Raw genomic sequence first — 21,809 nt, forward strand, 5'->3', positions numbered from 1 at the left:
TGCTCGCGTCCACTGTGTAGTTCTCAAACAACGACCAGCCACCCGTCACACACCACCTAAGCAGTGCTTTACCGGGGCCGGCATCCTCGAAGGCATGACCTTACGGCCGTACCCTCAGACACCCAACAACGTGCCAAGCACAGTCCGTTCCTCGAATCCCGTGTTCCACGCCGAAGCAGTACTAGCGGTTTCTCGTCACTGACTGTGCCAACTAATCAACGTTCCACCCATGAGCTGACCGTGCAGAACGTTTGCCTGCAATCGGTACTGTGCTCCTTAGAAAGGAGGTGATCCAGCCGCACCTTCCGGTACGGCTACCTTGTTACGACTTCGTCCCAATCGCCAGTCCCACCTTCGACAGCTCCCTCCCACAAGGGGTTGGGCCACCGGCTTCGGGTGTTACCGACTTTCGTGACGTGACGGGCGGTGTGTACAAGGCCCGGGAACGTATTCACCGCAGCAATGCTGATCTGCGATTACTAGCAACTCCGACTTCATGGGGTCGAGTTGCAGACCCCAATCCGAACTGAGACCGGCTTTTTGAGATTCGCTCCGCCTCACGGCATCGCAGCTCTTTGTACCGGCCATTGTAGCACGTGTGCAGCCCAAGACATAAGGGGCATGATGACTTGACGTCGTCCCCACCTTCCTCCGAGTTGACCCCGGCGGTCTCCTGTGAGTCCCCATCACCCCGAAGGGCATGCTGGCAACACAGGACAAGGGTTGCGCTCGTTGCGGGACTTAACCCAACATCTCACGACACGAGCTGACGACAGCCATGCACCACCTGTATACCGACCACAAGGGGGGCACTATCTCTAATGCTTTCCGGTATATGTCAAGCCTTGGTAAGGTTCTTCGCGTTGCGTCGAATTAAGCCACATGCTCCGCTGCTTGTGCGGGCCCCCGTCAATTCCTTTGAGTTTTAGCCTTGCGGCCGTACTCCCCAGGCGGGGAACTTAATGCGTTAGCTGCGGCACCGACGACGTGGAATGTCGCCAACACCTAGTTCCCAACGTTTACGGCGTGGACTACCAGGGTATCTAATCCTGTTCGCTCCCCACGCTTTCGCTCCTCAGCGTCAGTAATGGCCCAGAGATCCGCCTTCGCCACCGGTGTTCCTCCTGATATCTGCGCATTTCACCGCTACACCAGGAATTCCGATCTCCCCTACCACACTCTAGCCTGCCCGTATCGGATGCAGACCCGGGGTTAAGCCCCGGGCTTTCACACCCGACGTGACAAGCCGCCTACGAGCTCTTTACGCCCAATAATTCCGGACAACGCTTGCGCCCTACGTATTACCGCGGCTGCTGGCACGTAGTTAGCCGGCGCTTCTTCTGCAGGTACCGTCACTTTCGCTTCTTCCCTGCTGAAAGAGGTTTACAACCCGAAGGCCGTCATCCCTCACGCGGCGTCGCTGCATCAGGCTTTCGCCCATTGTGCAATATTCCCCACTGCTGCCTCCCGTAGGAGTCTGGGCCGTGTCTCAGTCCCAGTGTGGCCGGTCGCCCTCTCAGGCCGGCTACCCGTCGTCGCCTTGGTAGGCCATTACCCCACCAACAAGCTGATAGGCCGCGGGCTCATCCTTCACCGCCGGAGCTTTCCACCGCAGGAGATGCCTCCCGCAGTCGTATCCGGTATTAGACCCCGTTTCCAGGGCTTGTCCCAGAGTGAAGGGCAGATTGCCCACGTGTTACTCACCCGTTCGCCACTAATCCACCCCGAAGGGCTTCATCGTTCGACTTGCATGTGTTAAGCACGCCGCCAGCGTTCGTCCTGAGCCAGGATCAAACTCTCCGTGAATGTTTACCCGTAATCGGGTCAGACACTCGCGTTGAGCGGGACAGTCATGCCGGAATATGGCCGACCGTCCACAGCGTCCTCGCTGTAGTGTGCCACCCCGAGGGGTGGACTTTTTCAAAGGAACCTCGACCATCCGAAGATGGACGGGGTATCAACTAATCTGGCGTTGATTTTTGGCACGCTGTTGAGTTCTCAAGGTGCGGACGCTTCCTTCGCTCCTGTTTCCAGGCCCTCCGGGCGCTTCCTTCGTTTCCGACTCTATCAGATCTTTCCGATCCGATTTCCTCGGTGCTTTCCGGTCCCTTTTGCTTTCGCTCCGGGCCCTTCCGGCGTGTCCACTACGTTAGCTGATTTCTTCGGCGACTCATAATCGAGTCAATCGAATTCGAATTCCGGCATGCCGGAATAAGCCCCTGCTTGGGGAGTCATCTTGAGTAGTGGGTGGCCGCTGCGGGGTGCTCGAACAAGCAGACCGTTTCCAGCGGCTCGGGCCACGTTACGGGGTCCGGCGGCCCGAGTCAAGGCGCCGCTTCCGGGGGGTGTGGGGGCGGTACGGGCTCACCGTCGGGTCCTCCGTGATCCAGAAGCGCCAGGGGTGCGGGGCGCCCTCGCCTCCGACGCCCGTGCGGGGGCCGCTGGTGATGCGGTCCGGGGCGGGCGGGGTGCCGGTGAGGAGGGCCAGCGGTCCGTCCTGGCCTGCGCAGGTGTCCGTGCCGTTCAGGGAGAGGGCGATGTCGAGGGCGGTCGCCAGGCGGGCCGGGCCCTTCGCCAGCTCGTGGTCGGAGCGGGCCGAGCGGCGGCGGGGGCGGGCCTGGTCGGCGCCCTCGATGAATTCACCCGCACGCAGGAGGACACCGCTCGCGTGTCCCTCTGGGCCGCACACCAGGTTCAGGCAGTGCCACATGCCGTACGTGAAGTAGACGTACGCGTGCCCGGGGGGCCCGAACATCACGGCGTTGCGGGCGGTGCGGCCCCGGAAGGCGTGGGAGCCGGGGTCGATCGCGCCGGCGTACGCCTCCACCTCCGTGAGGCGCAGTTCCATCCGGCCTTCGTCCGTGTTGCGGACGAGCGTGCGCCCCAGGAGATCGGGGGCCACCTCCAGAACGGGGCGGTCGAAGAAGGCCCGCGGGAGCGGCGTACGGTCGGGGCTCTCGCTCATGGCGTCCGAGCGTAGTGGGGAACCGGCTACGGTCGTCGCGCGTATGTAGGGGTCAGGACCCGAGAAGGAGTGGAAGTCATGGGATTCAAGAAGCTGCTCGCGAGCCTGGGTGCGGGTGGGGCCACCGTGGAGACGGTGCTCACCGAGGAGAACGTCGTCCCGGGTGGGGTCGTCCAGGGCGAGGTGCGGATCCAGGGCGGTTCGGTCGCGCAGCAGATCGAGGGGCTGTCCGTCGGTCTGCAGGCGCGGGTCGAGGTCGAGGGCGGCGACCAGGAGCACAAGCAGGACATCGAGTTCGTGAAGGTGCGTCTGGGCGGGGCCTTCGAGGTGCAGGCCGGGGCGGTGCACGTGGTGCCGTTCGGTCTGGAGATTCCGTGGGAGACGCCGGTGACGACCATCGCCGGGCAGCAGCTGCGGGGGATGAACATCGGGGTGACCACCGAGCTGGAGATCGCGCGGGCCGTGGACTCGGGTGACCTGGACCCGATCAACGTGCACCCGCTGCCGGCGCAGCAGGCGATCCTGGATGCCTTCATCCAGCTGGGCTTCCGCTTCAAGAGCGCGGACATGGAGCGCGGGCACATCCGGGGGACGCGGCAGAAGCTGCCCTTCTACCAGGAGATCGAGTTCTTCGCGCCGCAGCAGTACCGGGGTCTGAACCAGGTCGAGGTCACCTTCGTCGCGGACGACCACGAGATGGACGTCGTCCTGGAGATGGACAAGAAGCCCGGTCTGTTCACCGAGGGCAGCGACTCCTTCCGCGCGTTCAAGGTGGGCCTGCACGACTTCCACGCCACCGACTGGGCGGCCTACCTGAACCAGTGGCTCGCCGAGGTCGGCGGCCGTCGCAACTGGCTCTAGGTTCGGCCCCGTCAGCCTTGACGGTCGCCGCAGCCGAGCGGTGACGCAAGGCTGATCGTTCGTCAGTTGTTTGCCCGCTTCTGGTCTTGGAGAGATCAGAAGCGGGCATCTTTTGTTGCGCAGGAAATTGCGTTGTCCGACCCGGCCGGCCCGGCCATCGTTGATCCAGGCCCGAAGACCCCTTCCGGGGCTGGGGCCGGCACACGGGAGGTGGGCAACATGCGGGACACGCTGGTACTGAACGCGAGCTTCGAGCCGCTGTCGACGGTCACACTCAACCGTGCGGTGGTGCTTGTCCTGCAGGACAAGGCCGTCGTCGAGCAGGCCCATCCCGAGCTGAGGGTGCGAGGTGCCGCCGTCGATCTCCCGGTGCCGCGGGTGATCAGGCTCTGCCGGTACGTACGGGTGCCGTTCCGAAGACAGGCTCCGTGGTCGAGGAGGGGGGTGCTGGTCCGGGACCAGCACCGGTGCGCGTACTGCGGGCGGCGGGCGACGACGGTCGACCACGTGGTGCCGCGGGCGCAGGGTGGTGGGGACAGCTGGCTGAATACGGTCGCATCCTGTGCCGAGGACAACCACCGCAAGGCCGACCGGACGCCGGAGCAGGCGGGGATGCCGCTGCTGCACCAGCCGTTCGAGCCGACTCCGGCGGACGCGATGCTGCTCGCGATGCGGGCGAGCGAGCGGTCGGCGCTGCCGGAGTGGCTGGCCAACTCGGCTGCGTAGGTGTGCGATCCGCCTGACCCGTCCGATTCGTCAGATCCGTCCGATTCTTCTTCGTGCGGAAGGGCCCGTCTCCCCCGGTGGGAGACGGGCCCTTCCGTTGCGCGGGTGGACCGGGGGCTAGCCGAGGGTCAGCTGGAGGATCGCCACGATGCCGACCGCGATGATCACCCCGCGCAGGACCGTGGGGGGCAGCTTGCGGCCGACCTTGGCGCCGAGCTGGCCGCCGAGGGTGGAGCCGACGGCGATGAGCAGGACGGCCGTCCAGTCGAAGTCGGCGACGAAGAGGAAGAAGACGGCGGCGATTCCGTTGACGAGGGCGCCGAGGATGTTCTTGACGGCGTTGATGCGCTGCAGGTCGTCGTGGAGCAGCAGGCCCATGAGGGAGAGGTAGAGGACTCCCTGGGCGGCGCCGAAGTATCCGCCGTACATGCTGGCGAGGAAGAGGCCGGCGAGGAGGACGGGGCCGCCGTCGGGGTGGGCCTCGGTGCCGGTCTGTTCGCGGCGGCGCTTGACGGCGGCGGCGATGCGGGGCTGGAGCAGGACGAGGACGAGCGCGAGGCCGATGAGGACGGGGACGATCGCGTCGAAGGCCTCGGACGGCAGGGCCAGGAGCAGGATGGCGCCGATGAGGCCGCCGAGGAGGGCGGCGGTGCCGAGGCGCAGGACTCGGGTCTTCTGGCCGGCGAGTTCGCGGCGGTAGCCGATGGCCCCGCTGATGGAGCCGGGGACGAGGCCGAGGGCGTTGGAGACGTTCGCGGTGATCGGGGGGAGTCCGGTCGCGAGGAGGACCGGGAAGGTGATCAGGGTTCCCGATCCGACGATGGTGTTGATGGTGCCGGCGCCGATGCCGGCGGCGAAGACTGCCAGTGCTTCCCAGATGGACAACGCCATCTCCTTACATGGTCAGTGAGTCGCCTCCCCGCCCTGACGGCGTCGGGGTCGAGGGGCTCGCACCGATCATGCACGAGGATTACGTGTACGTGTCAGTCAACCGACGGTTCGTCTCGTCGTGCGGACGGTACGTCCTTGACGTTGAAGCCGGGGGTGCCGCCGCCGACGTTGCCGAAGGCGCCGGAGAGGCCCTTGAGGGCGTCGCCGATCTCGCTGGGCACGATCCAGAGCTTGTTGGCGTCGCCCTCGGCGATCTTCGGGAGCATCTGGAGGTACTGGTACGAGAGGAGCTTCTGGTCCGGGTCGCCCGCGTGGATGGCCTCGAAGACCGTGCGGACGGCCTGGGCCTCGCCCTCGGCCTTGAGCGCGGCGGCCTTGGCCTCACCCTCGGCCCGCAGGATCGCCGACTGCTTCTCGCCCTCGGCGGTGAGGATGGCGGACTGGCGGGTTCCCTCGGCGGTGAGGATCGCGGCGCGCTTGTCGCGCTCGGCGCGCATCTGCTTCTCCATCGAGTCCTGGATGGAGGTCGGCGGCTCGATGGCCTTGAGCTCGACGCGGTTGACGCGGATGCCCCACTTGCCGGTGGCCTCGTCGAGGACGCCGCGCAGGGCCGCGTTGATCTCCTCGCGGGAGGTGAGGGTCCGCTCCAGGTCCATGCCGCCGATGATGTTGCGCAGGGTGGTGACGGTGAGCTGCTCGATCGCCTGGATGTAGCTGGCGACCTCGTAGGTCGCGGCGCGGGCGTCGGTCACCTGGTAGTAGATGACCGTGTCGATGTTGACGACGAGGTTGTCCTGGGTGATCACCGGCTGCGGCGGGAACGGGACGACCTGCTCACGGAGGTCGATCCGGTTGCGGATCGAGTCGATGAACGGGACGACGATGTTCAGTCCGGCGTTGAGCGTGCGGGTGTAGCGGCCGAAGCGCTCCACGATCGCCGCACTCGCCTGCGGGATGACCTGGATCGTCTTGATCAGGGCGATGAAGACGAGCACCACCAGAATGATCAGGACGATGATGACTGCTGACATCGTGTTCCCCGTGCCCTTCGCTGCCGGTTGTCTGCCGGGTTGCTTTCGATGATCGAGTTTCCCAGATGGCGGAGCGTCATGGGTGAGGTTCGGTCACATGACCACGGCGGTCGCCCCGTCGATGTCCACGACGTCGACCTGTTCGCCCGGTTCGAAGGTCTGACCGGTGTCGAGCGTGCGGGCGGACCAGACCTCGCCGGCGAGCTTGATGCGGCCTCCGCTGCCGTCCACCCGTTCCAGGACGACGGCTTGACGGCCTTTCAGGGCGTCGATGCCGGTGGCGAGTCCGGGTCTGCCGTCACGGTGCCGGGCGGCGATCGGGCGTACGACCGCGACGAGCGCCACGGAGACGACGACGAAGACGAGTACCTGGGTGACGATGCCGAAGCCGAGGGCGGCGGTCACCGCCCCGGCGACGGCTCCGACGGCGAACATGCCGAACTCCGGCATCGCGGTCAGGACCAGCGGAATGCCGAGCCCCACCGCGCCGATCAGCCACCAGACCCACGCGTCGATGTCCACGTGGTCATGGTAGGGCGGTGGGGTCCTTCCGGGACAGGGCGCGGGCGGCTGTGCGGGTCGCCGGTGCCCCTGCCGGTCACTTGAGGGGCAGGCCGTGGGCGGTCCAGCGGTCGCCGACGCGCTCGACGACGAGCGGCAGGCCGAAGCAGTGCGAGAGGTTGCGGGAGGTGAGCTCGGTCTCCACGGGTCCGGCGGCGAGGACCTTGCCCTGGCGGATCATCAGGACGTGGGTGAAACCGGGGGCGATCTCCTCGACGTGGTGGGTGACCATGATCATCGAGGGGGCGTACGGGTCGCGGGCGAGGCGGCCGAGGCGGCGGACGAGGTCCTCGCGGCCTCCGAGGTCGAGGCCGGCGGCGGGCTCGTCGAGGAGGAGGAGCTCCGGGTCGGTCATCATCGCGCGGGCGATCAGGGTGCGCTTGCGCTCGCCCTCGGAGAGGGTGCCGAACTTGCGGTCCAGGTAGTCGTTCATCCCGAGCCGGTCGAGGAAGGCCTTGGCGCGCTCCTCGTCGACCGGGTCGTAGTCCTCGTGCCAGGTGGCGGTCATGCCGTACGCGGCGGTGAGGACGGTCTGCAGGACGGTCTGGCGCTTGGGGAGCTTCTCCGCCATGGCGATGCCGGCCACGCCGATGCGGGGGCGGAGCTCGAAGACGTCGGTGCCGACGCCGCCGAGCCGCTCGCCCAGGATGTGGGCGGTGCCCTTGGTGGGGAAGAGGTAGCTGGAGGCGATGTTCAGAAGGGTGGTCTTGCCGGCGCCGTTGGGTCCGAGGATCACCCAGCGCTCGCCCTCCTTGACCGACCAGGAGACCTCGTCCACCAGAGCCCGTCCGTCGCGGACCACGGATACGTCCACCAGCTCCAGTACATCGCTCATGAGCGCGTTGTCTCCCCTTGCGGTCGAGTCTTGTCGTCGCCTTGCGCCGATGGGCGCGGCGTCCAGGGGAAAACCTACGTTATCGACGGAGCGGACCGGTCCGTAGGGCTTCCTTTGAGTCCTTAGTCTGGGGGGATGCTTTCGGAACCACGCTCAGGACGTCTGGCCGCCTGGGGCAATGCCCTGCTGGCCGGGGCCGTGTCGCCCGACGAGGCGGCGACGGAGATTGTCGGGGAGGACGCGGTGCACCGCGTGGAGGGGCTGCCGGGTGAGGCGGGGCCGGTGGGGCTGACGCTCGCGCTGGGCCGGCTGCGGCGGCTCGGGGTGACCGGCTGGCGGGTCGCGCTGCCCGCGCCGGGGCATCCGCTGGGGCTGAGCGGGCCGCCGGACTTCAACGCGCGCGCGTTGGAGGCGGAGGAGGCGGTGGTGGGTTTCGGTGCGCCGTACGGTCTCGTGCCGGAGGTCTCCGAGGCGGGTCCCGCGGGTGATGTGCACGTCTCGGTGGTGTGGCACTGCCTCGCCGTACGGGAGGCTCCGCCGGCGGACGTGCCGTCGCTCGGCGAGGCGGAGCGGGAGCTGGCGGAGGCGCTGCGGGACGCGACGGCGGTGCTGACCCGGCTCGACGTGGCGGCCTCGGGCCCGGCGGCGGACGCGGCGCGGGAGGCGTACCGGGCGCGGGCGGAGGTGGGTCGCGAGGTCCTCGCCCCCGGCTATCCGCCGCGGGCGGTACGGGTCCTGGAGCTGGCTCAGCGGATCGGCCTGCTGGTGAACCTGGCGTACGACCACGGTCACGGGGGTGCGGTGAGCGCCTCGGAGATGGCGGCGCGGGGCGAGGCGCTGCGGCCGGTGGAGCGGGTGGCCCGGCGGGCGCAGGTCGCGGCGTACAACGCGTATGTGGAGGAGCGGGAGCGGGAGCGGGGGTTCTGAGACGTCACGGACCCGGCGTGGTCGCCGTCGGCAACGGCAAACCCCCGGCTCCAGGGGGATCGTCCGGAGCCGGGGGTTCGTGTGGGGGGTCAGCCGTTGACGGCGCCGTTGCCGAAGGCCGGGTTGAGCAGGCCGATCACGTTGACCGTGTTGCCGGAGACGTTCACGGGCACGTGGACCGGGACCTGCACCAGGTTGCCGGAGCCGACGCCCGGCGAGTGGAGGGCCTGCCCGTTGGCGTCCGCGTTCGCGGAGGCGACACCGGCACCGGCGGCGACGATGCCACCGGCGACCATGGTGAGGGCAGCGGCCTTCTTGAGGTTCTTCACTTGGTACATCCTCCTGGTCGTGGCTGCGGCAGGTCCGCCGCAGCACGCCATGGAGAACGCCGCAGCCCCCGCCGGGTTGCGCCGAACGGGGGACATACACACGACGGTATGAAGGACTGAACGGTCGTGCGCCCCGGCGCGTGACGGGAGCGTTTCCGCGCGGGTCAGGTGGTGAGGCCGTGCCTCACCGCCCAGAGCGCCGCCTGGGTGCGGTCCGCGAGGTCGAGCTTCATCAGGATGTTCGAGACGTGCGTCTTGACCGTCTTCTCGGAGAGGACGAGGGCGCGGGCGATCTCGCGGTTGGACCGGCCGTCCGCGATCAGGCCGAGGACCTCGCGCTCCCGCTCCGTGAGGGACGGCCCCCGCCCCGTACCCCCGTGGGAGTCCTCCTGGGCGAGGAGCGCGCCCGCGACCTCGGGCTGGAGGAGGACGTGCCCAGCGTGGACGGAGCGGATCGCGCCGGCCAGGGCGTCGGGGTCGACGTCCTTGTAGACGTATCCGGAGGCTCCGGCGCGGAGGGCGGGGACGACCGTCCGCTGCTCGGTGAAGCTGGTGACGATCAGGACCCTGGCGGGGTTGGCGAGCTCCCGGAGCCGCTTGAGCGCCTCGATGCCGTCGGTGCCCGGCATCTTCACGTCCATGAGGACCACGTCGGGGCGGAGCTCCTCGGCCCTGGCGACCCCTTCGGCTCCGTCGGAGGCCTCCCCCACGACCTCTATGTCGTCCTGCACCTCCAGGAAGGTGCGCAGGCCTCGGCGGACGACCTGGTGGTCGTCGACCAGCAGGACACGGATGGGCTTGTCAGCCACCGGGGACCTCCATCTCGATCGTGGTGCCCTGGTCCGGGGCCGAGGTCACCGTGAGTCTGCCGCCGACACCGCTCGCCCGGTCCCGCATGGAGACCAGGCCGAGGTGGCGGCCGGCGCGGCGGACCGTACGCGGGTCGAAGCCCTTGCCGTCGTCGGTGACGGTGAGCCGTGCGCCCTGGCCGCTGCGGGTGAGGGAGACCCTGACGAGTCCCGCGTCCGCGTGTCGCAGGGCGTTGTGCAGGGCCTCCTGCGCGACCCGGAGGACGGCCTCCTCCTGGGCCGCGGGCAGGGCCCGGGTCCCGGGGCTGTCGAAGGTGACCCGGGCGGAGTGGGCGCGGTCGAGGACCTGGATCTGGGTGCGGAGCGTGTGCACGAGGCCGTCCTCGTCGAGGGCGGCGGGCCGCAGCTCCACGACGGCGGCGCGCAGCTCGTCGGCGGCCTCGGCGGCGAGAGCGGCGACCTGCTGGAGCTCGCCCTTGGCGCGGGCCGGGTCGCGGTCGACGAGGGCGGCGGCGGCCTGGGCGGTCAGCCGGAGCGAGAACAGCTTCTGGCTGACGGCGTCGTGCAGCTCGTGGGCGAGGCGGGAGCGCTCCTCGGCGATGGTGAGCTCGCGGCTGCGCTCGTACAGCCGGGCGTTGGTGAGGGCGATGGCCGCGTGCTGGGCGAGGATCGAGAGGAGTGCCTCGTCCTCGGCGGTGAAGCCGCAGCCGCCGTCGGGCTTGGGGCAGCGCTTGTTGGCGAGGAAGAGGGCGCCGAGGATCTCGTCGCCGTCCCGGACGGGCAGGCCGAGGAAGTCGGACATCTCGGGGTGCGCGTCGGGCCAGCCCTCGAAGCGGGGGTCCTCGCGGACGTCGGCGAGCCGCTCGGGCTCCGCCTTGTGGAGCATCGAGGCGAGGATGCCGTGCTGGCGGGGCAGCGGGCCGATGGCCTTCCACTGCTCGTCGCTGACGCCGTCGACCACGAACTGGGCGAAGCCGCCGTGGTCGTCGGGGACGCCCAGGGCCGCGTACTCGGCGTCGAGCAGCTCGCGGGCGGAGGCCACGATCGTCTTGAGGACGTCGCGGACCTCCAGATGGCGGCTCATCGCCAGGAGGGCGGTGCTCACGGCGGCCAGGCCGGAGCTCGGTCGATGGCTCATGTGTTCACGGTACCGGCGGGGTGTGACGGTCCGTATCCGCCTGGGGACGAGGGCGGCGCAGGTCTCGGGACCTAGGTCGAAGTGCCCTCGGCGGTCCGGGCCCGGGGACGAGGCGGCGGGCGGGGGCGCGGCCGGAGGCTTGAGCCATCCACAGGGAAGAGGGGATGGACGTCATGGCTGTCGCGATCATCACGGGTGCGTCGAGGGGTCTGGGGCGGGCGCTGGCCACGGCGCTCGCCGGGCAGGGCTGGGACCTGGTGCTCGACGCCCGCAAGGCGGACGTACTGGAGGAGAGCGCCGAGGTGGCACGCGCGCGTGGCGCCCGGGTGGTGGCGCTGGCCGGGGACGTGACGGACGCGGCGCACCGGCGGGAGCTGGTGGCGGCGGCGCGGGAGCTCGGCGGGCTCGATCTGCTGGTGAACAACGCGGGGATCCTCGGCGCCGAGCCGCTCGTGCCGCTGGACCGTCACTCGCTGGACGGGTTCCGGGCCGCCCTGGAGGTCAATGTGGTGGCGCCGCTGGGGCTCCTCCAGGAGGCGCTGCCCCTGCTGCGCACCTCGCCCGCGGGCGCGGTGGTCAACCTGAGTTCGGACGCGGCGGCGGAGGCGTACCGGACCTGGGGCGCGTACGGGGCGACGAAGGCGGCGCTCGACCAGCTGTCGGCGGTCCTGGCGGTGGAGGAGCCGGGGTTGCGGGTCTGGTGGGTGGATCCGGGCGGGATGCGGACGGACATGCTGGCGGCCGCGGAGCCCGGCGAGGACCTGTCGGGGACGCCGACCCCGGACGAGGTCGCCCCGGTCTTCCTGCGGCTGCTCGACGAGCGGCCGGCGAGCGGCCGGTACTCGGCGCCGGCCTTCCTGGAATCACGATGAGCCTCGCCGTACGGGTTCCGGCGGAGCTGTCGGCGCGGGTGCCGGCCGAACAGCGCGGGTCCGGGCGGGGCCGGGACGACGTGCGGCTGCTCGTGTCGCGGGGCGAGGCGGTGTCGCACCACTCCTTCCGGGAGCTGCCCGGGCTGCTGAGGGCCGGGGACGTGCTCGTCGTCAACACCTCGACGACGCTGGCGGCGGCCGTGGACGGGCTCCTGGGGCCCGGGCCCGGCGAGCCGGTGGTCGTGCACTTCTCGACCCGCGGGGACGACGGGCGGTGGGCCGTGGAGCTGCGGACGCCGGACGGGGCGGGCAGTACGCGCCCGCGTGGCGGCGGTCCGGCGGGGGCGGTCGTGCGGCTGCCCGGAGGGGCGCGGCTCGTGCTCGCGGAGCCGCTGGTGCCCGGGAGCGGGCGGCTGTGGTGGGCGCGGGCGGACGTGGACGTGCCGGGGCTGCTCGGGCGGTACGGGCGGGCCATCCGGTACGGGTACACGGAGCGGGACCAGCCCCTGTCGGCGTACCGGACGGTCTTCGCGCGCCCCTCCCCCGACGGGGCGGGCTCGGCGGAGATGCCGAGCGCGGGGCGGCCCTTCACGGCCCGTCTGGTGGCGCAGCTGGTCGACCGGGGCGTACGGATCGCTCCGCTGTCCCTTCATACGGGGGTGTCGTCGGCGGAGGCCCACGAGCCGCCGTACCCGGAACGCTTCGAGGTCCCGGCGGCGACGGCGGCCCTGGTGAACACGGCCCGTGCCGAGGGCGGCCGGGTGATCGCGGTGGGGACGACCGTCGTACGGGCGCTGGAATCCGCCGCGGGGCCCGACGGGGTCGTGCGGGGCGCTCAGGGGTGGACGGGGCTCGTGGTGACGCCCGAGCGGGGGGTGCTGGTCGTGGACGGGCTGCTCACCGGGCTGCACGAGCCCGAGGCCTCGCATCTGCTGATGCTGGAGGCGGTCGCCGGGCGGCCCGCGCTGCGGAGCGCGTACGCCGCCGCGGTGCGGGGCCGCTACCTCTGGCACGAGTTCGGCGACGTCCATCTCCTCCTTCCGGAGGAAGGGCCTCACGCTACGCATTGCTGACGCAACGTCTGGTGAGCTTGTTACGTGCCCGATGTGAGGCCGCGCATAGGACGCACATCACTTACGAAGCCCCCTAGTGGACCCCCGGTGCCGGATATCGGCGAAGGAAATGGGGCACAGGGGGCTTTGTGTGGCTCGTGCACGGGCCCCTGATCCACTACCCGGGTTCGTACGTCACACCTTTGCCACGGGATTTTGCTGCCGCTAAGAATTGCCCCCGTCGCCGCCGAGCAGGCGCAGCGCCGCCCCGGCCGAGCGACCCCCAGCGATTCGAAGAGGTAGTCCTGCATGTCTGCGAACACCCCTGGCCACTATCGTGGTCTGAAGAAGACCCACAAGGCCACGATCGCCGGCGTCGCCGCCCTGGGCGCCGCAGCTCTCACCCTTTCCCTCGTCCCGGGCCACGGCTCGACCGAGACCGAGCCGCAGGCTCTGGCCGGTACGCAGCAGGTCGCCTGGTCGTACGACGCGAGCAGCCCGCAGGCGAAGGCGCTGGCCGCCAGCCTCGACGAGCAGCAGGACGCGATCAGCCTGAAGGCCAAGCAGGAGGCGGAGGCCAAGGCCAAGGCCGCCAAGGCGAAGGCCGACGCGAAGGCGAAGGCCGACGCGAAGGTCAAGGCCGCCGCCAAGGCGAATGCCGCCCGTGCGAAGGCCGCCGCCAAGGCGAAGGCCGAGGCCGACGCGAAGAAGCGCGCCGCCGTGAAGGCCGCCGCGAGCCGTTCCGTCGCCCGCACCCCGGTCTTCGCGAACAACCTCGACGGCTGGATCCGCGAGGCGCTCTACATCATGGACAAGCACAACATCCCGGGCAGCTACAACGGCCTGCACCGGAACATCATGCGCGAGTCCAGCGGCAACCCGTACGCCATCAACAACTGGGACATCAACGCCATCAACGGCGTCCCGTCCAAGGGCCTGCTCCAGGTGATCTACCCGACGTTCAAGGCGTACCACATCCCCGGCACCAAGTTCGACCAGTACGACCCGGTCGCCAACATCGTCGCCGCCGCCAACTACGCGGCCGACCGCTACGGCTCGATCGACAACGTCAACAGCGCGTACTGAGTCGCCTCGGACACGCCGAAGGGCGGCACCCCGTGCGGGGTGCCGCCCTTCGGGGCCGTCACTACTTGCGCATGACCTCCGGCTCGTGGCGGCGCAGCAGCCGCGCCACGAGGACGCAGCAGACGGTCGCCATGAACAGCTGGATGCCGAGGTCGAGGCTCCACTGGCCGACCGTGTGCTCCCACAGCGGGTCGGTGTTCGTGGGGTCCTTGTGGTCCCACGGCGGCATCAAGTGCGCCAGGTCGAGGGTGGTGCCGGCGCCGGCGATGCCCCAGCGGGAGGGCATGAGCCAGGCGAACTGCTCCAGGCCGGGCGAGCCGTACACCTGGAAGAGGATGCCGGTGAACACGACCTGGATGATCGCGAACATGACGAGCAGCGGCATGGTCTTCTCGGCGGTCTTCACCAGCGCGGAGATGACCAGGCCGACCATCATCGAGGTCAGGCCGAGCGCGATGACCTGGATGCACAGCTCGGCGGCCGGCGGCATGAACAGGCCTTCTTCGGGCAGCGCGCGGGTGGAGAAGCCGATGCCGCAGATGATCACGCCCTGGAAGGCGGTGATCAGGCCGAGGACGATGACCTTGGACATCAGGTACGCGGAGCGGGACAGGCCGACGGCGCGCTCCCGCTCGTAGATGACCCGTTCCTTGATCAGCTCTCGGACGGAGTTGGCCGCGCCGGAGAAGCACATGCCGACCGCGAGGATCAGCATGATCGTGCCGGCGTCGCCGTTGAAGCGGGACGGCGGCGTGGGCTTGCCGAGGCCGAAGTCGGCGGGGATGACGACGGACACGGCGCCGAGGACGGCCGGCAGGATCACCATGAGGGCCATGAAGCCCTTGTCGGAGGCGATCACCGACACGTAGCGGCGGATCAGGGTCCACAGCTGCGAGCCCCAGCCCTGCGGCTTCGGCGGGCGGGCCATGGCCTGCTGCGGCATCTGGACGGGCTGCGCGGCGACGGCGTCGATGTCCGCGGCGTACATCTGGTAGTGCTGCGAGCCCTTCCAGCGGCCCGCCCAGTCGTAGTCGCGGTAGTTCTCGAAGGCGGAGAAGACGTCGGCCCAGGTGGAGTAGCCGAAGAAGTTCAGCGCCTCCTCCGGCGGGCCGAAGTACGCCACGGAACCGCCGGGCGCCATGACGAGCAGCTTGTCGCAGAGACCCAGCTCGGCCACCGAGTGGGTGACGACGAGGACCGTGCGGCCGTCGTCCGCGAGGCCGCGGAGCAGCTGCATGACGTCGCGGTCCATGCCCGGGTCGAGGCCGGAGGTCGGCTCGTCCAGGAAGATCAGCGAGGGCTTGGTGAGGAGCTCCAGGGCGACGGAGACGCGCTTGCGCTGGCCACCGGAGAGGGAGGTGACCTTCTTCTCCTTGTGGATGTCGAGCTTGAGCTCGCGCAGCACCTCGTCGATGCGGGCCTCGCGCTCGGCCGTGGCGGTGTCGCCGGGGAAGCGGAGCTTGGCCGCGTACCGCAGCGCCTTCACGACGGTCAGTTCCTTGTGCAGGATGTCGTCCTGCGGGACGAGACCGATGCGCTGGCGCAGCTCGGCGAACTGCTTGTAGAGGCTTCGGTTGTCGTAGAGGACGTCGCCCTCGTTGGCCGGGCGGTAGCCGGTCAGCGCCTTGAGCAGGGTGGACTTGCCGGAGCCGGACGGGCCGATGACGCCGATCAGCGACTTCTCCGGGACGCCGAAGGTGACGTCCTTGAGGATCTGCTTGCCGCCGTCGACCGTGACCGTGAGGTGGCGGGCCGAGAAGGAGACCGAGCCGGTGTCGACGAACTCTTCCAGCTGCCCGCCGACGATGCGGAAGGTCGAGTGGCCGACGCCGACGATGTCCTGCGGGCCGAGGAGGGCGGTGCCGCCCTTGGCGATCGGCTGGCCGTTGACGTACGTGCCGTTGTGCGAGCCGAGGTCGCGGATCTCGAAGCGGCCGTCGGGCGTCGCGTGGAACTCGGCGTGGTGCCGCGAGACCTGGAGGTCGGAGACGACCAGTTCGTTCTCGAGGGCACGGCCGATGCGCATCACGCGGCCGAGGTCCAGCTGGTAGAAGGTCGTCGGGCTGCGGTGGTCGCCGTAGGGCGACGGACCGCCCGCGGCGCCGCCGGGGTGCCCCTGCGCGGGCCCCTGCTGGTGCGGCACCTGCTGGTGGGCGGGCGGCTGCTGGGCCGGCTGCTGCCAGCCCTGCTGCGGCGGCGCCTGGTGCGTGGCCCAGTCGGCCTGGGCCGCGCCGGCCCCGGCGGCCTGGTGCGCGGGCGCCTGCTGGACCGGGGCCTGCTGCTGGGGCACCTGCTGCTGCGGGGCCTGCTGCGGCGCGGCGGCCGCGCCGGTGGCGGCGAGATTCAGCCGCGGCCCGTCGGTCGCGTTGCCGAGGTGGACGGCCGAGCCGGGGCCGATCTCCACCTGGTGGATCCTCTGGCCCTGGAGGAAGGTGCCGTTCGTGGAGCCGTGGTCCTCGATGACCCAGCTCCGGCCGCCCCAGCTGATGGTGGCGTGGCGCCACGAGACCCTGGCGTCGTCGATGACCAGGTCACCCTGAGGGTCCCTGCCCAGGGTGTACGACCGGGACGGATCGAGCGTCCAGGTCCTGCCGTTCAATTCCAGTACGAGTTCTGGCACTCCATGCCCCACTACTTGTCCCCCGATGTACCCCCGTCTTCGGGAGTCCAGGGATGGCGAATCATCCTGGGGAACTATTTCAGGCCCGGTCCCGTCTCGGAAAGTCGGGCCGCGTGAAGACCTTCGGGGCAAGCCCGGGACGAGCCCCGCACCACTCGGGTGTCCGCAGGGCGGGACGGGGGCTCGGGTGACACACGGTGCCCGATACGGTGGAACCACCATGAGCGCATCGCAGACCTCAGACGTTCCCACCCTTCTCGTCAAGATCTTCGGGAAGGACCGTCCCGGGATCACCGCGGGACTCTTCGACACCCTCGCCGCCTACTCCGTCGACGTCGTGGACATCGAACAGGTGGTCTCCCGCGGCCGCCTCGTCCTGTGCGCGCTCGTCACCGAGCCGACGGTCGCCTCGCAGGGCGAGCTCCGGGCCACCATCCACAGCTGGGCCGAGTCGCTGAAGCTCCAGGCCGAGATCATCTCCGGCACGGGCGACAACCGTCCCCGTGGCGAGGGACGCTCGCACGTCACCGTGCTCGGCCACCCGCTGACCGCAGAGCAGACGGCGGCCATAGCGGCGAGGATCGCGGAGACCGGCGGCAACATCGACCGCATCTTCCGCCTCGCGAAGTACCCGGTGACGGCGGTCGAGTTCGCCGTCTCGGGCTGCGCGACCGAGCCGCTGCGGACCGCCCTCGCCACGGAGGCGCACTCCGTCGGCGTCGACGTGGCCGTGGTCTCCGCCGGTCTGCACCGGCGGGCCCAGCGGCTCGTGGTCATGGACGTCGACTCGACCCTGATCCAGGACGAGGTGATCGAGCTCTTCGCCGCGCACGCGGGCTGCGAGGACAAGGTCGCCGAGGTGACGGCGGCGGCGATGCGCGGCGAGCTGGACTTCGAGCAGTCGCTGCACGCGCGCGTGGAGCTGCTCGCGGGTCTCGACGCCTCGGTGGTCGACAAGGTCCGTGCCGAGGTGCGGCTGACGCCCGGCGCCCGGACCCTGATCCGCACGCTCAAGCGGCTCGGCTACCAGGTGGGTGTGGTCTCCGGCGGGTTCACGCAGGTCACCGACGATCTGAAGGAGCGGCTCGGGCTCGACTTCGCCTCGGCCAACACCCTGGAGATCGTGGACGGGAAGCTCACGGGCCGGGTGACCGGAGAGATCGTCGACCGGGCGGGCAAGGCGCGGCTGCTGCGCCGGTTCGCCACGGAGGCGGGGGTGCCGCTGGCGCAGACGGTGGCGATCGGCGACGGGGCCAACGACCTGGACATGCTGAACGCGGCCGGGCTCGGGGTGGCGTTCAACGCGAAGCCGGTCGTGCGTCAGGCGGCCCACACGGCGGTGAACGTGCCGTTCCTGGACACCGTGCTGTATCTGCTGGGCATCACGCGCGAAGAGGTCGAGGCCGCGGACATCGGCGAGGAGGACCTGCCGCACTGAGCGGTGGAGGTACGGAGGAGGGCCCGGGTGTCGGTCGACGCCCGGGCCCTCCCTCGTACGAGATCAGGAGTACGAGATCAGGCGTTCGGGCTCCAGAAGTGGACGAGACGGCCGACGCCGTGCTCCACGGACTTCCAGGAGCCGTTGAAGGTGATGACGGCGAAGGCGGAGGTCGGGAAGCCGCTGCGGTTCATCCGGGCGAGGGTGTCGCCCTCGGCACCGCCGGCGAGGGCGTCCGCGAGGGCGTGCATGCCGGGGTTGTGGCCGATGAGCAGGAGGTTGTTCACGGTGTCCGGGGTCTCGTTGACCAGGGCGATGAGCTCGCCGAGCGAGGCCTCGTACATCCGCTCCTCGTACACCGTCCTGGGGCGCACGGGCAGCTCGTGGACGGCCAGCTTCCAGGTCTCACGGGTGCGGAGGGCGGTCGAACAGAGGGCCAGGTCGAAGGCGATGCCGCTGTCGGCGAGCTTGCGGCCGGCCACCGGGGCGTCCTTGCGGCCTCGGTCGGCGAGCGGTCGCTCGTGGTCGGACGAGTCGTTCCAGTCTGCCTTCGCGTGCCGGAGCACCACGATGCTGCGGGGTGTATCGACGCTCATGGTCCACAGCTTCGCACGAAACAGGCCACTCCGACTCAGAGAGAGAGCGTTTGCCAGACGTGCTCCAGGACCCGGCCGACCGCCGGGTCACCCGTGGTCGCGCCGGCCTCACCCGGCCCGGCCATGAGGACCAGGAGAGCGAGGAAGGCGGCCGCGGGGAGGGCGAGGGCCCACCAGGGCAGCCGGGTGTCGACGCCGGTGGTCGTGGTCCGGATGCCGGGGTGCGTGGGGGCCGACATGGCCGCCTCCGTGGGTGAGTTCCGCGCTTTCGCCTGTGTCACCAACGTACGGATCGCGCTTCCTCCGGCACATCCGGTGATCCACCCACTTCACCCTGAGTCCCACCCCCTAGGGGATGCGGGGGTTACCCCCACCCCCGGGGGCCGACGCCCGGCTCACGGGGAGGCGAAGGTGGCGATGACGGCGATGACCACCGAGATGCCGAGCATCGCGCCGAGCACGATGAGCAGCTTCTTCTGGCCGTTCTGGGGGTTGGGTTCGAGGACTGGCATGGGAACAGTCTTACATCTCAGCATTCGTCCTCGACCGTCCGGTCCCTGCCCGCCAGGGTTCCGACGATCATCTGCGGCACCATCAGTCCGCCCATGAGGGCGATGGGCAGTCCCCAGCCGCCGCTGTGCTGGTAGAGCACGCCGACGAGGAGGGGGCCGGGGATCGAGATCAGGTAGCCGACGCTCTGCGCGAAGGCGGAGAGCCGGACGACGCCGGCGCCGGTGCGCGAGCGCATGCCGATCATCGTGAGGGCGAGCGGGAAGGAGCAGTTGGAGATGCCGAGGAGGACGGCCCAGACCCAGGCTCCGGCGGCGGGGGCCAGGAAGAGTCCGGTGTAGCCGGTGAGTCCGCACAGGCCGAGGGCGACGACGATCGGGCCCTGGTTCTTCATCCGGGTCGCGAGGCGGGGGATGACGAAGGCGAGCGGGACGCCCATGACCATGGTGACGGCGAGGAGCACGCCCGCGGTGGTGGCGGGGACGCCGGAGTCGCGGAAGATCTGCGGCATCCAGCCCATGGTGATGTAGGCGCCGGTGGCCTGGAGGCCGAAGAAGACGCCGAGCGCCCAGGCGGTGCGGCTGCGGGTGATCCGCGGCGCGGGGGCCTGCGGTGCGCGGGTCTGCGAGGCCGGGCTCCGCGGTCCCTCGGGTGCGGCGGCGGCCGGGGGCGCCGTGTCGGCGTCGCGGTCGCGCAGGAGCGGCAGCCAGGGCAGCACGGCGAGCGCGGCGAGGACCGCCCAGACGCCCAGGCCGAGGCGCCAGCCGCCGCCGAGGGCGTCGGTCATGGGGACGGTCGCGGCCGCGGCGACGGACGTGCCCAGGGCGAGCGCCATGGAGTAGAGGCCGGTCATGCTGCCGACACGGTCGGGGAAGTACCGCTTGACGATCACCGGCATCAGGACGTTGCTGACGGCGATGCCCATGAGGGCGAGGGCGCTGGCGGCCAGGAAGGCGGCGGTGCCGGACGCGAAGGGCCTCAGGACGAGGCCGGTGAAGATCGCGGCCATGCCCGCGCAGACGACGGCGGCGGGGCCGAAGCGGCGGGCGAGGCGGGGGGCGGTGATGCCGAAGACCGCGAAGCAGAGCGGCGGGACGGAGGTGAGGACGCCGGCGACGGTGCCGCTCATGTGGAGGTCGGCGCTGACCTCTTCGAGGAGGGCGCCGAGGCTGGTGATGGCGGGGCGCAGGTTGAGCGCGGCCAGGACGAGTCCGACGGCGACGACGCCGAGGGCCCAGCGGCGTGCCGGGGCGGCACGGTCCGGTGCGGGAGAATCGCCGGCGGTGGCGGGGCCTCCGGACGGCGCGGTCGCGGCGGGGTCGAGGGTCTTCTGCTCGTCGGACATGAGGCCATCATAGAATCATGGGATGATTGGTTGTCCAATCTCGAACCAACGGGAAGGCGTTCCATGGCCCTCGGTCACCCCCGGCGCACCGGTCTCTCCGATCAGGTGATCGCCGAACTGCGGAACCAGATCACCTCCGGCGAGTGGCCGGTGGGTTCGCGCATCCCGACCGAACCCGAACTGGTCGAGCAGCTCGGCGTCGCCCGCAACACGGTGCGCGAGGCGGTCCGCGCGCTCGCGCACAACGGCCTGCTCGACATCCGCCAGGGCTCCGGGACGTACGTCGTCGCCACCAGCGAACTGGCGGGCGTCATGCACCGGCGCTTCGCCGGCTCCGACCCCCGGCACGTCGCCGAGCTGCGCTCCACCCTTGAGTCCGCCGCGGCCCGGTTCGCGGCCGAGCGGCGCACGGAGCGGGACCTGAAGCAGCTGGACGCGCTGCTCGGGCGGCGTGAGGAGGCGTGGGAGTCGGGGGACGCGGAGCGGTTCGTGACGGTCGACGCGGCCTTCCACCACGCGGTCGTCGCCGCCTCGGGCAACGAGGTGCTGACGGAGCTCTACGCGGACCTGGGCGATCTGCTGCGGGACTGGCTGCGCGACGACGTGGGGCAGGTGCTGCGGCCGGAGAACCACATGGACCACGCGCGCCTGGTGGACGCGATCCGCGAGGGCGATGCCGAGCGGGCCGGCACGGAGGCGGCCGGCTACCCCTTCATGTGCCTCAGGAGTCCCGTACCGGAAGAGAGCCCTGCACCGAAGACGAACCAGCAGTAGCCGGATCCGCGGGCTCGTGCGTGATCCAGGCCGACCGGACCTCCTTCCAGCAGCGGCCGGTGACCTGGGCGTAGTCGGCGGGTTCGACCTCCACGGGGGCGCTGTCGCTGTCGACGTCCCACCAGCGCTCGCACTCCACATGGAGGCGGATCCGGTCGGTGCGGGGGTACGGATTGCTGCAGTGCGCGGTGACGCGGGAGCCCTCGACGACGGTGCGGCAGGAGGCCCCGAAGTTCTCCGGCTCCGGTGCCGTCGGGGCTGCGGCCGGGAACTCCTCGGCCGGGGCGGGAGCGGCCCGCAGCTCGGTGGCCACGAACGTCCCGGTGATCAGAACGGCGACGGAGGCGAACGCCCCGAAGCCCTGACGTATCGCGCGCATGCCCGTACCTCCTCCCCGTCAGCAGCAGAACATCACGCTCTGCCTCAGTCTGGGGTCATTCGGG

At 70.1% G+C, this 21,809-nt stretch carries 22 protein-coding genes and 1 rRNA gene; 8 read left to right on the forward strand and 15 right to left on the reverse strand.

Annotation, left to right across the window (positions count from 1 at the left end; genetic code table 11):
* Nucleotides 1-280: 280 nt before the first annotated feature.
* Both AB5J54_RS09545 and AB5J54_RS09550 read right to left on the reverse strand, forming a co-directional pair.
* Nucleotides 281-1,806, reverse strand: a 16S ribosomal RNA gene (locus AB5J54_RS09545).
* A 496-nt stretch (nucleotides 1,807-2,302) separates the two neighbouring features.
* Entirely contained in the window at nucleotides 2,303-2,965 is a 663-nt protein-coding gene (locus AB5J54_RS09550) for a DNA-3-methyladenine glycosylase (protein WP_369143474.1), read from the reverse strand.
* A 78-nt stretch (nucleotides 2,966-3,043) separates the two neighbouring features.
* Between AB5J54_RS09550 and AB5J54_RS09555 the strand changes: the two genes are divergently transcribed.
* Both AB5J54_RS09555 and AB5J54_RS09560 read left to right on the forward strand, forming a co-directional pair.
* Nucleotides 3,044-3,826 carry a sporulation protein gene (locus AB5J54_RS09555; protein WP_369143475.1) on the forward strand — a complete coding sequence of 261 codons (783 nt, stop codon included), beginning with the start codon at nucleotides 3,044-3,046 and terminating at the stop codon, nucleotides 3,824-3,826.
* Between the two features lie 219 nt (nucleotides 3,827-4,045).
* Nucleotides 4,046-4,552 (forward strand): HNH endonuclease, encoded by a 507-nt coding sequence (locus AB5J54_RS09560; RefSeq protein WP_369143476.1) that lies wholly within the window; start codon nucleotides 4,046-4,048, stop codon nucleotides 4,550-4,552.
* Nucleotides 4,553-4,669: 117 nt separating this feature from the next.
* On the opposite strand, the gene AB5J54_RS09565 is transcribed toward AB5J54_RS09560, so the two are convergent.
* From AB5J54_RS09565 to AB5J54_RS09580, 4 genes are all read right to left on the reverse strand, one after another.
* The gene (locus AB5J54_RS09565; RefSeq protein ID WP_369143478.1) at nucleotides 4,670-5,443 is read right to left on the reverse strand and encodes a sulfite exporter TauE/SafE family protein; all 774 of its coding nucleotides are present in this window, start codon (nucleotides 5,441-5,443) and stop codon (nucleotides 4,670-4,672) included.
* A gap of 92 nt (nucleotides 5,444-5,535) precedes the next feature.
* Complete coding sequence (locus tag AB5J54_RS09570) at nucleotides 5,536-6,474, reverse strand: SPFH domain-containing protein (protein WP_369143479.1); 939 nt, start codon at nucleotides 6,472-6,474, stop codon at nucleotides 5,536-5,538.
* Between the two features lie 93 nt (nucleotides 6,475-6,567).
* Nucleotides 6,568-6,996, reverse strand: a complete 429-nt coding sequence (locus AB5J54_RS09575; RefSeq protein WP_369143480.1) for an NfeD family protein — start codon at nucleotides 6,994-6,996, stop codon at nucleotides 6,568-6,570.
* Between the two features lie 76 nt (nucleotides 6,997-7,072).
* Entirely contained in the window at nucleotides 7,073-7,870 is a 798-nt protein-coding gene (locus AB5J54_RS09580; RefSeq protein WP_369143481.1) for an ABC transporter ATP-binding protein, read from the reverse strand.
* Nucleotides 7,871-8,005: 135 nt separating this feature from the next.
* On the opposite strand from AB5J54_RS09580, the gene AB5J54_RS09585 reads away from it, so the two are divergent.
* On the forward strand, nucleotides 8,006-8,797 hold the full coding sequence (locus tag AB5J54_RS09585) for a hypothetical protein (protein ID WP_369143482.1): 792 nt from the start codon (nucleotides 8,006-8,008) through the stop codon (nucleotides 8,795-8,797).
* Nucleotides 8,798-8,886: 89 nt separating this feature from the next.
* Here AB5J54_RS09585 and AB5J54_RS09590 read toward each other — a convergent pair whose 3' ends face one another.
* The 3 genes from AB5J54_RS09590 to AB5J54_RS09600 all read right to left on the reverse strand — a co-directional run bounded on the left by AB5J54_RS09590 (nucleotide 8,887) and on the right by AB5J54_RS09600 (nucleotide 11,073).
* A complete protein-coding gene (locus AB5J54_RS09590) occupies nucleotides 8,887-9,126 on the reverse strand; it encodes a chaplin (protein ID WP_369143483.1) in 240 nt (79 codons plus the stop codon).
* 164 nt (nucleotides 9,127-9,290) lie between these two features.
* Complete coding sequence (locus AB5J54_RS09595; protein ID WP_369143484.1) at nucleotides 9,291-9,935, reverse strand: response regulator; 645 nt, start codon at nucleotides 9,933-9,935, stop codon at nucleotides 9,291-9,293.
* Nucleotides 9,928-11,073: a GAF domain-containing sensor histidine kinase gene (locus AB5J54_RS09600; protein WP_369143485.1), complete on the reverse strand. Its 1,146-nt coding sequence runs from the start codon at nucleotides 11,071-11,073 to the stop codon at nucleotides 9,928-9,930. Before AB5J54_RS09600 ends, AB5J54_RS09595 begins: the two co-directional genes overlap by 8 nt.
* 173 nt (nucleotides 11,074-11,246) lie before the next feature.
* On the opposite strand from AB5J54_RS09600, the gene AB5J54_RS09605 reads away from it, so the two are divergent.
* The 3 genes from AB5J54_RS09605 (at nucleotide 11,247) to AB5J54_RS09615 (ending at nucleotide 14,083) form a co-directional block, all read left to right on the forward strand.
* Entirely contained in the window at nucleotides 11,247-11,945 is a 699-nt protein-coding gene (locus tag AB5J54_RS09605) for an SDR family NAD(P)-dependent oxidoreductase (RefSeq protein WP_369143486.1), read from the forward strand.
* Nucleotides 11,942-13,018 (forward strand): S-adenosylmethionine:tRNA ribosyltransferase-isomerase, encoded by a 1,077-nt coding sequence (locus tag AB5J54_RS09610; protein WP_369143487.1) that lies wholly within the window; start codon nucleotides 11,942-11,944, stop codon nucleotides 13,016-13,018. The genes AB5J54_RS09605 and AB5J54_RS09610 overlap by 4 nt, the downstream gene beginning before the upstream one ends.
* Nucleotides 13,019-13,306: 288 nt before the next feature.
* Nucleotides 13,307-14,083, forward strand: coding sequence for a transglycosylase SLT domain-containing protein (locus AB5J54_RS09615; RefSeq protein WP_369143488.1), 777 nt, complete (start codon nucleotides 13,307-13,309; stop codon nucleotides 14,081-14,083).
* Nucleotides 14,084-14,144: 61 nt separating this feature from the next.
* Here AB5J54_RS09615 and AB5J54_RS09620 read toward each other — a convergent pair whose 3' ends face one another.
* Complete coding sequence (locus AB5J54_RS09620; protein ID WP_369143489.1) at nucleotides 14,145-16,715, reverse strand: FHA domain-containing protein; 2,571 nt, start codon at nucleotides 16,713-16,715, stop codon at nucleotides 14,145-14,147.
* A 208-nt stretch (nucleotides 16,716-16,923) separates the two neighbouring features.
* Between AB5J54_RS09620 and serB the strand changes: the two genes are divergently transcribed.
* The gene (gene serB, locus AB5J54_RS09625) at nucleotides 16,924-18,141 is read left to right on the forward strand and encodes a phosphoserine phosphatase SerB (protein WP_369143490.1); all 1,218 of its coding nucleotides are present in this window, start codon (nucleotides 16,924-16,926) and stop codon (nucleotides 18,139-18,141) included.
* A 77-nt stretch (nucleotides 18,142-18,218) separates the two neighbouring features.
* On the opposite strand, the gene AB5J54_RS09630 is transcribed toward serB, so the two are convergent.
* The 4 genes from AB5J54_RS09630 to AB5J54_RS09645 all read right to left on the reverse strand — a co-directional run bounded on the left by AB5J54_RS09630 (nucleotide 18,219) and on the right by AB5J54_RS09645 (nucleotide 20,592).
* Nucleotides 18,219-18,737, reverse strand: coding sequence for a histidine phosphatase family protein (locus AB5J54_RS09630; RefSeq protein WP_369143491.1), 519 nt, complete (start codon nucleotides 18,735-18,737; stop codon nucleotides 18,219-18,221).
* A 35-nt stretch (nucleotides 18,738-18,772) separates the two neighbouring features.
* Nucleotides 18,773-18,976, reverse strand: coding sequence for a hypothetical protein (locus AB5J54_RS09635; protein WP_369143492.1), 204 nt, complete (start codon nucleotides 18,974-18,976; stop codon nucleotides 18,773-18,775).
* A 156-nt stretch (nucleotides 18,977-19,132) separates the two neighbouring features.
* Nucleotides 19,133-19,249: an SGM_5486 family transporter-associated protein gene (locus AB5J54_RS09640; RefSeq protein ID WP_369143493.1), complete on the reverse strand. Its 117-nt coding sequence runs from the start codon at nucleotides 19,247-19,249 to the stop codon at nucleotides 19,133-19,135.
* 17 nt (nucleotides 19,250-19,266) lie between these two features.
* Nucleotides 19,267-20,592, reverse strand: coding sequence for a CynX/NimT family MFS transporter (locus tag AB5J54_RS09645; protein ID WP_369143494.1), 1,326 nt, complete (start codon nucleotides 20,590-20,592; stop codon nucleotides 19,267-19,269).
* A 63-nt stretch (nucleotides 20,593-20,655) separates the two neighbouring features.
* Here AB5J54_RS09645 and AB5J54_RS09650 point away from each other — a divergent pair, with 63 nt between their 5' ends.
* On the forward strand, nucleotides 20,656-21,366 hold the full coding sequence (locus AB5J54_RS09650; RefSeq protein ID WP_369143495.1) for a FadR/GntR family transcriptional regulator: 711 nt from the start codon (nucleotides 20,656-20,658) through the stop codon (nucleotides 21,364-21,366).
* Here the strand turns inward: AB5J54_RS09650 and AB5J54_RS09655 are convergent.
* Nucleotides 21,314-21,745: a hypothetical protein gene (locus AB5J54_RS09655; RefSeq protein WP_369143496.1), complete on the reverse strand. Its 432-nt coding sequence runs from the start codon at nucleotides 21,743-21,745 to the stop codon at nucleotides 21,314-21,316. The two genes, AB5J54_RS09650 and AB5J54_RS09655, sit on opposite strands and share 53 nt — an antisense overlap.
* Nucleotides 21,746-21,809 lie beyond the last annotated feature (64 nt).

The sequence above is a fragment of the Streptomyces sp. R44 genome, from assembly GCF_041053105.1.
GTDB lineage: Bacteria > Actinomycetota > Actinomycetes > Streptomycetales > Streptomycetaceae > Streptomyces.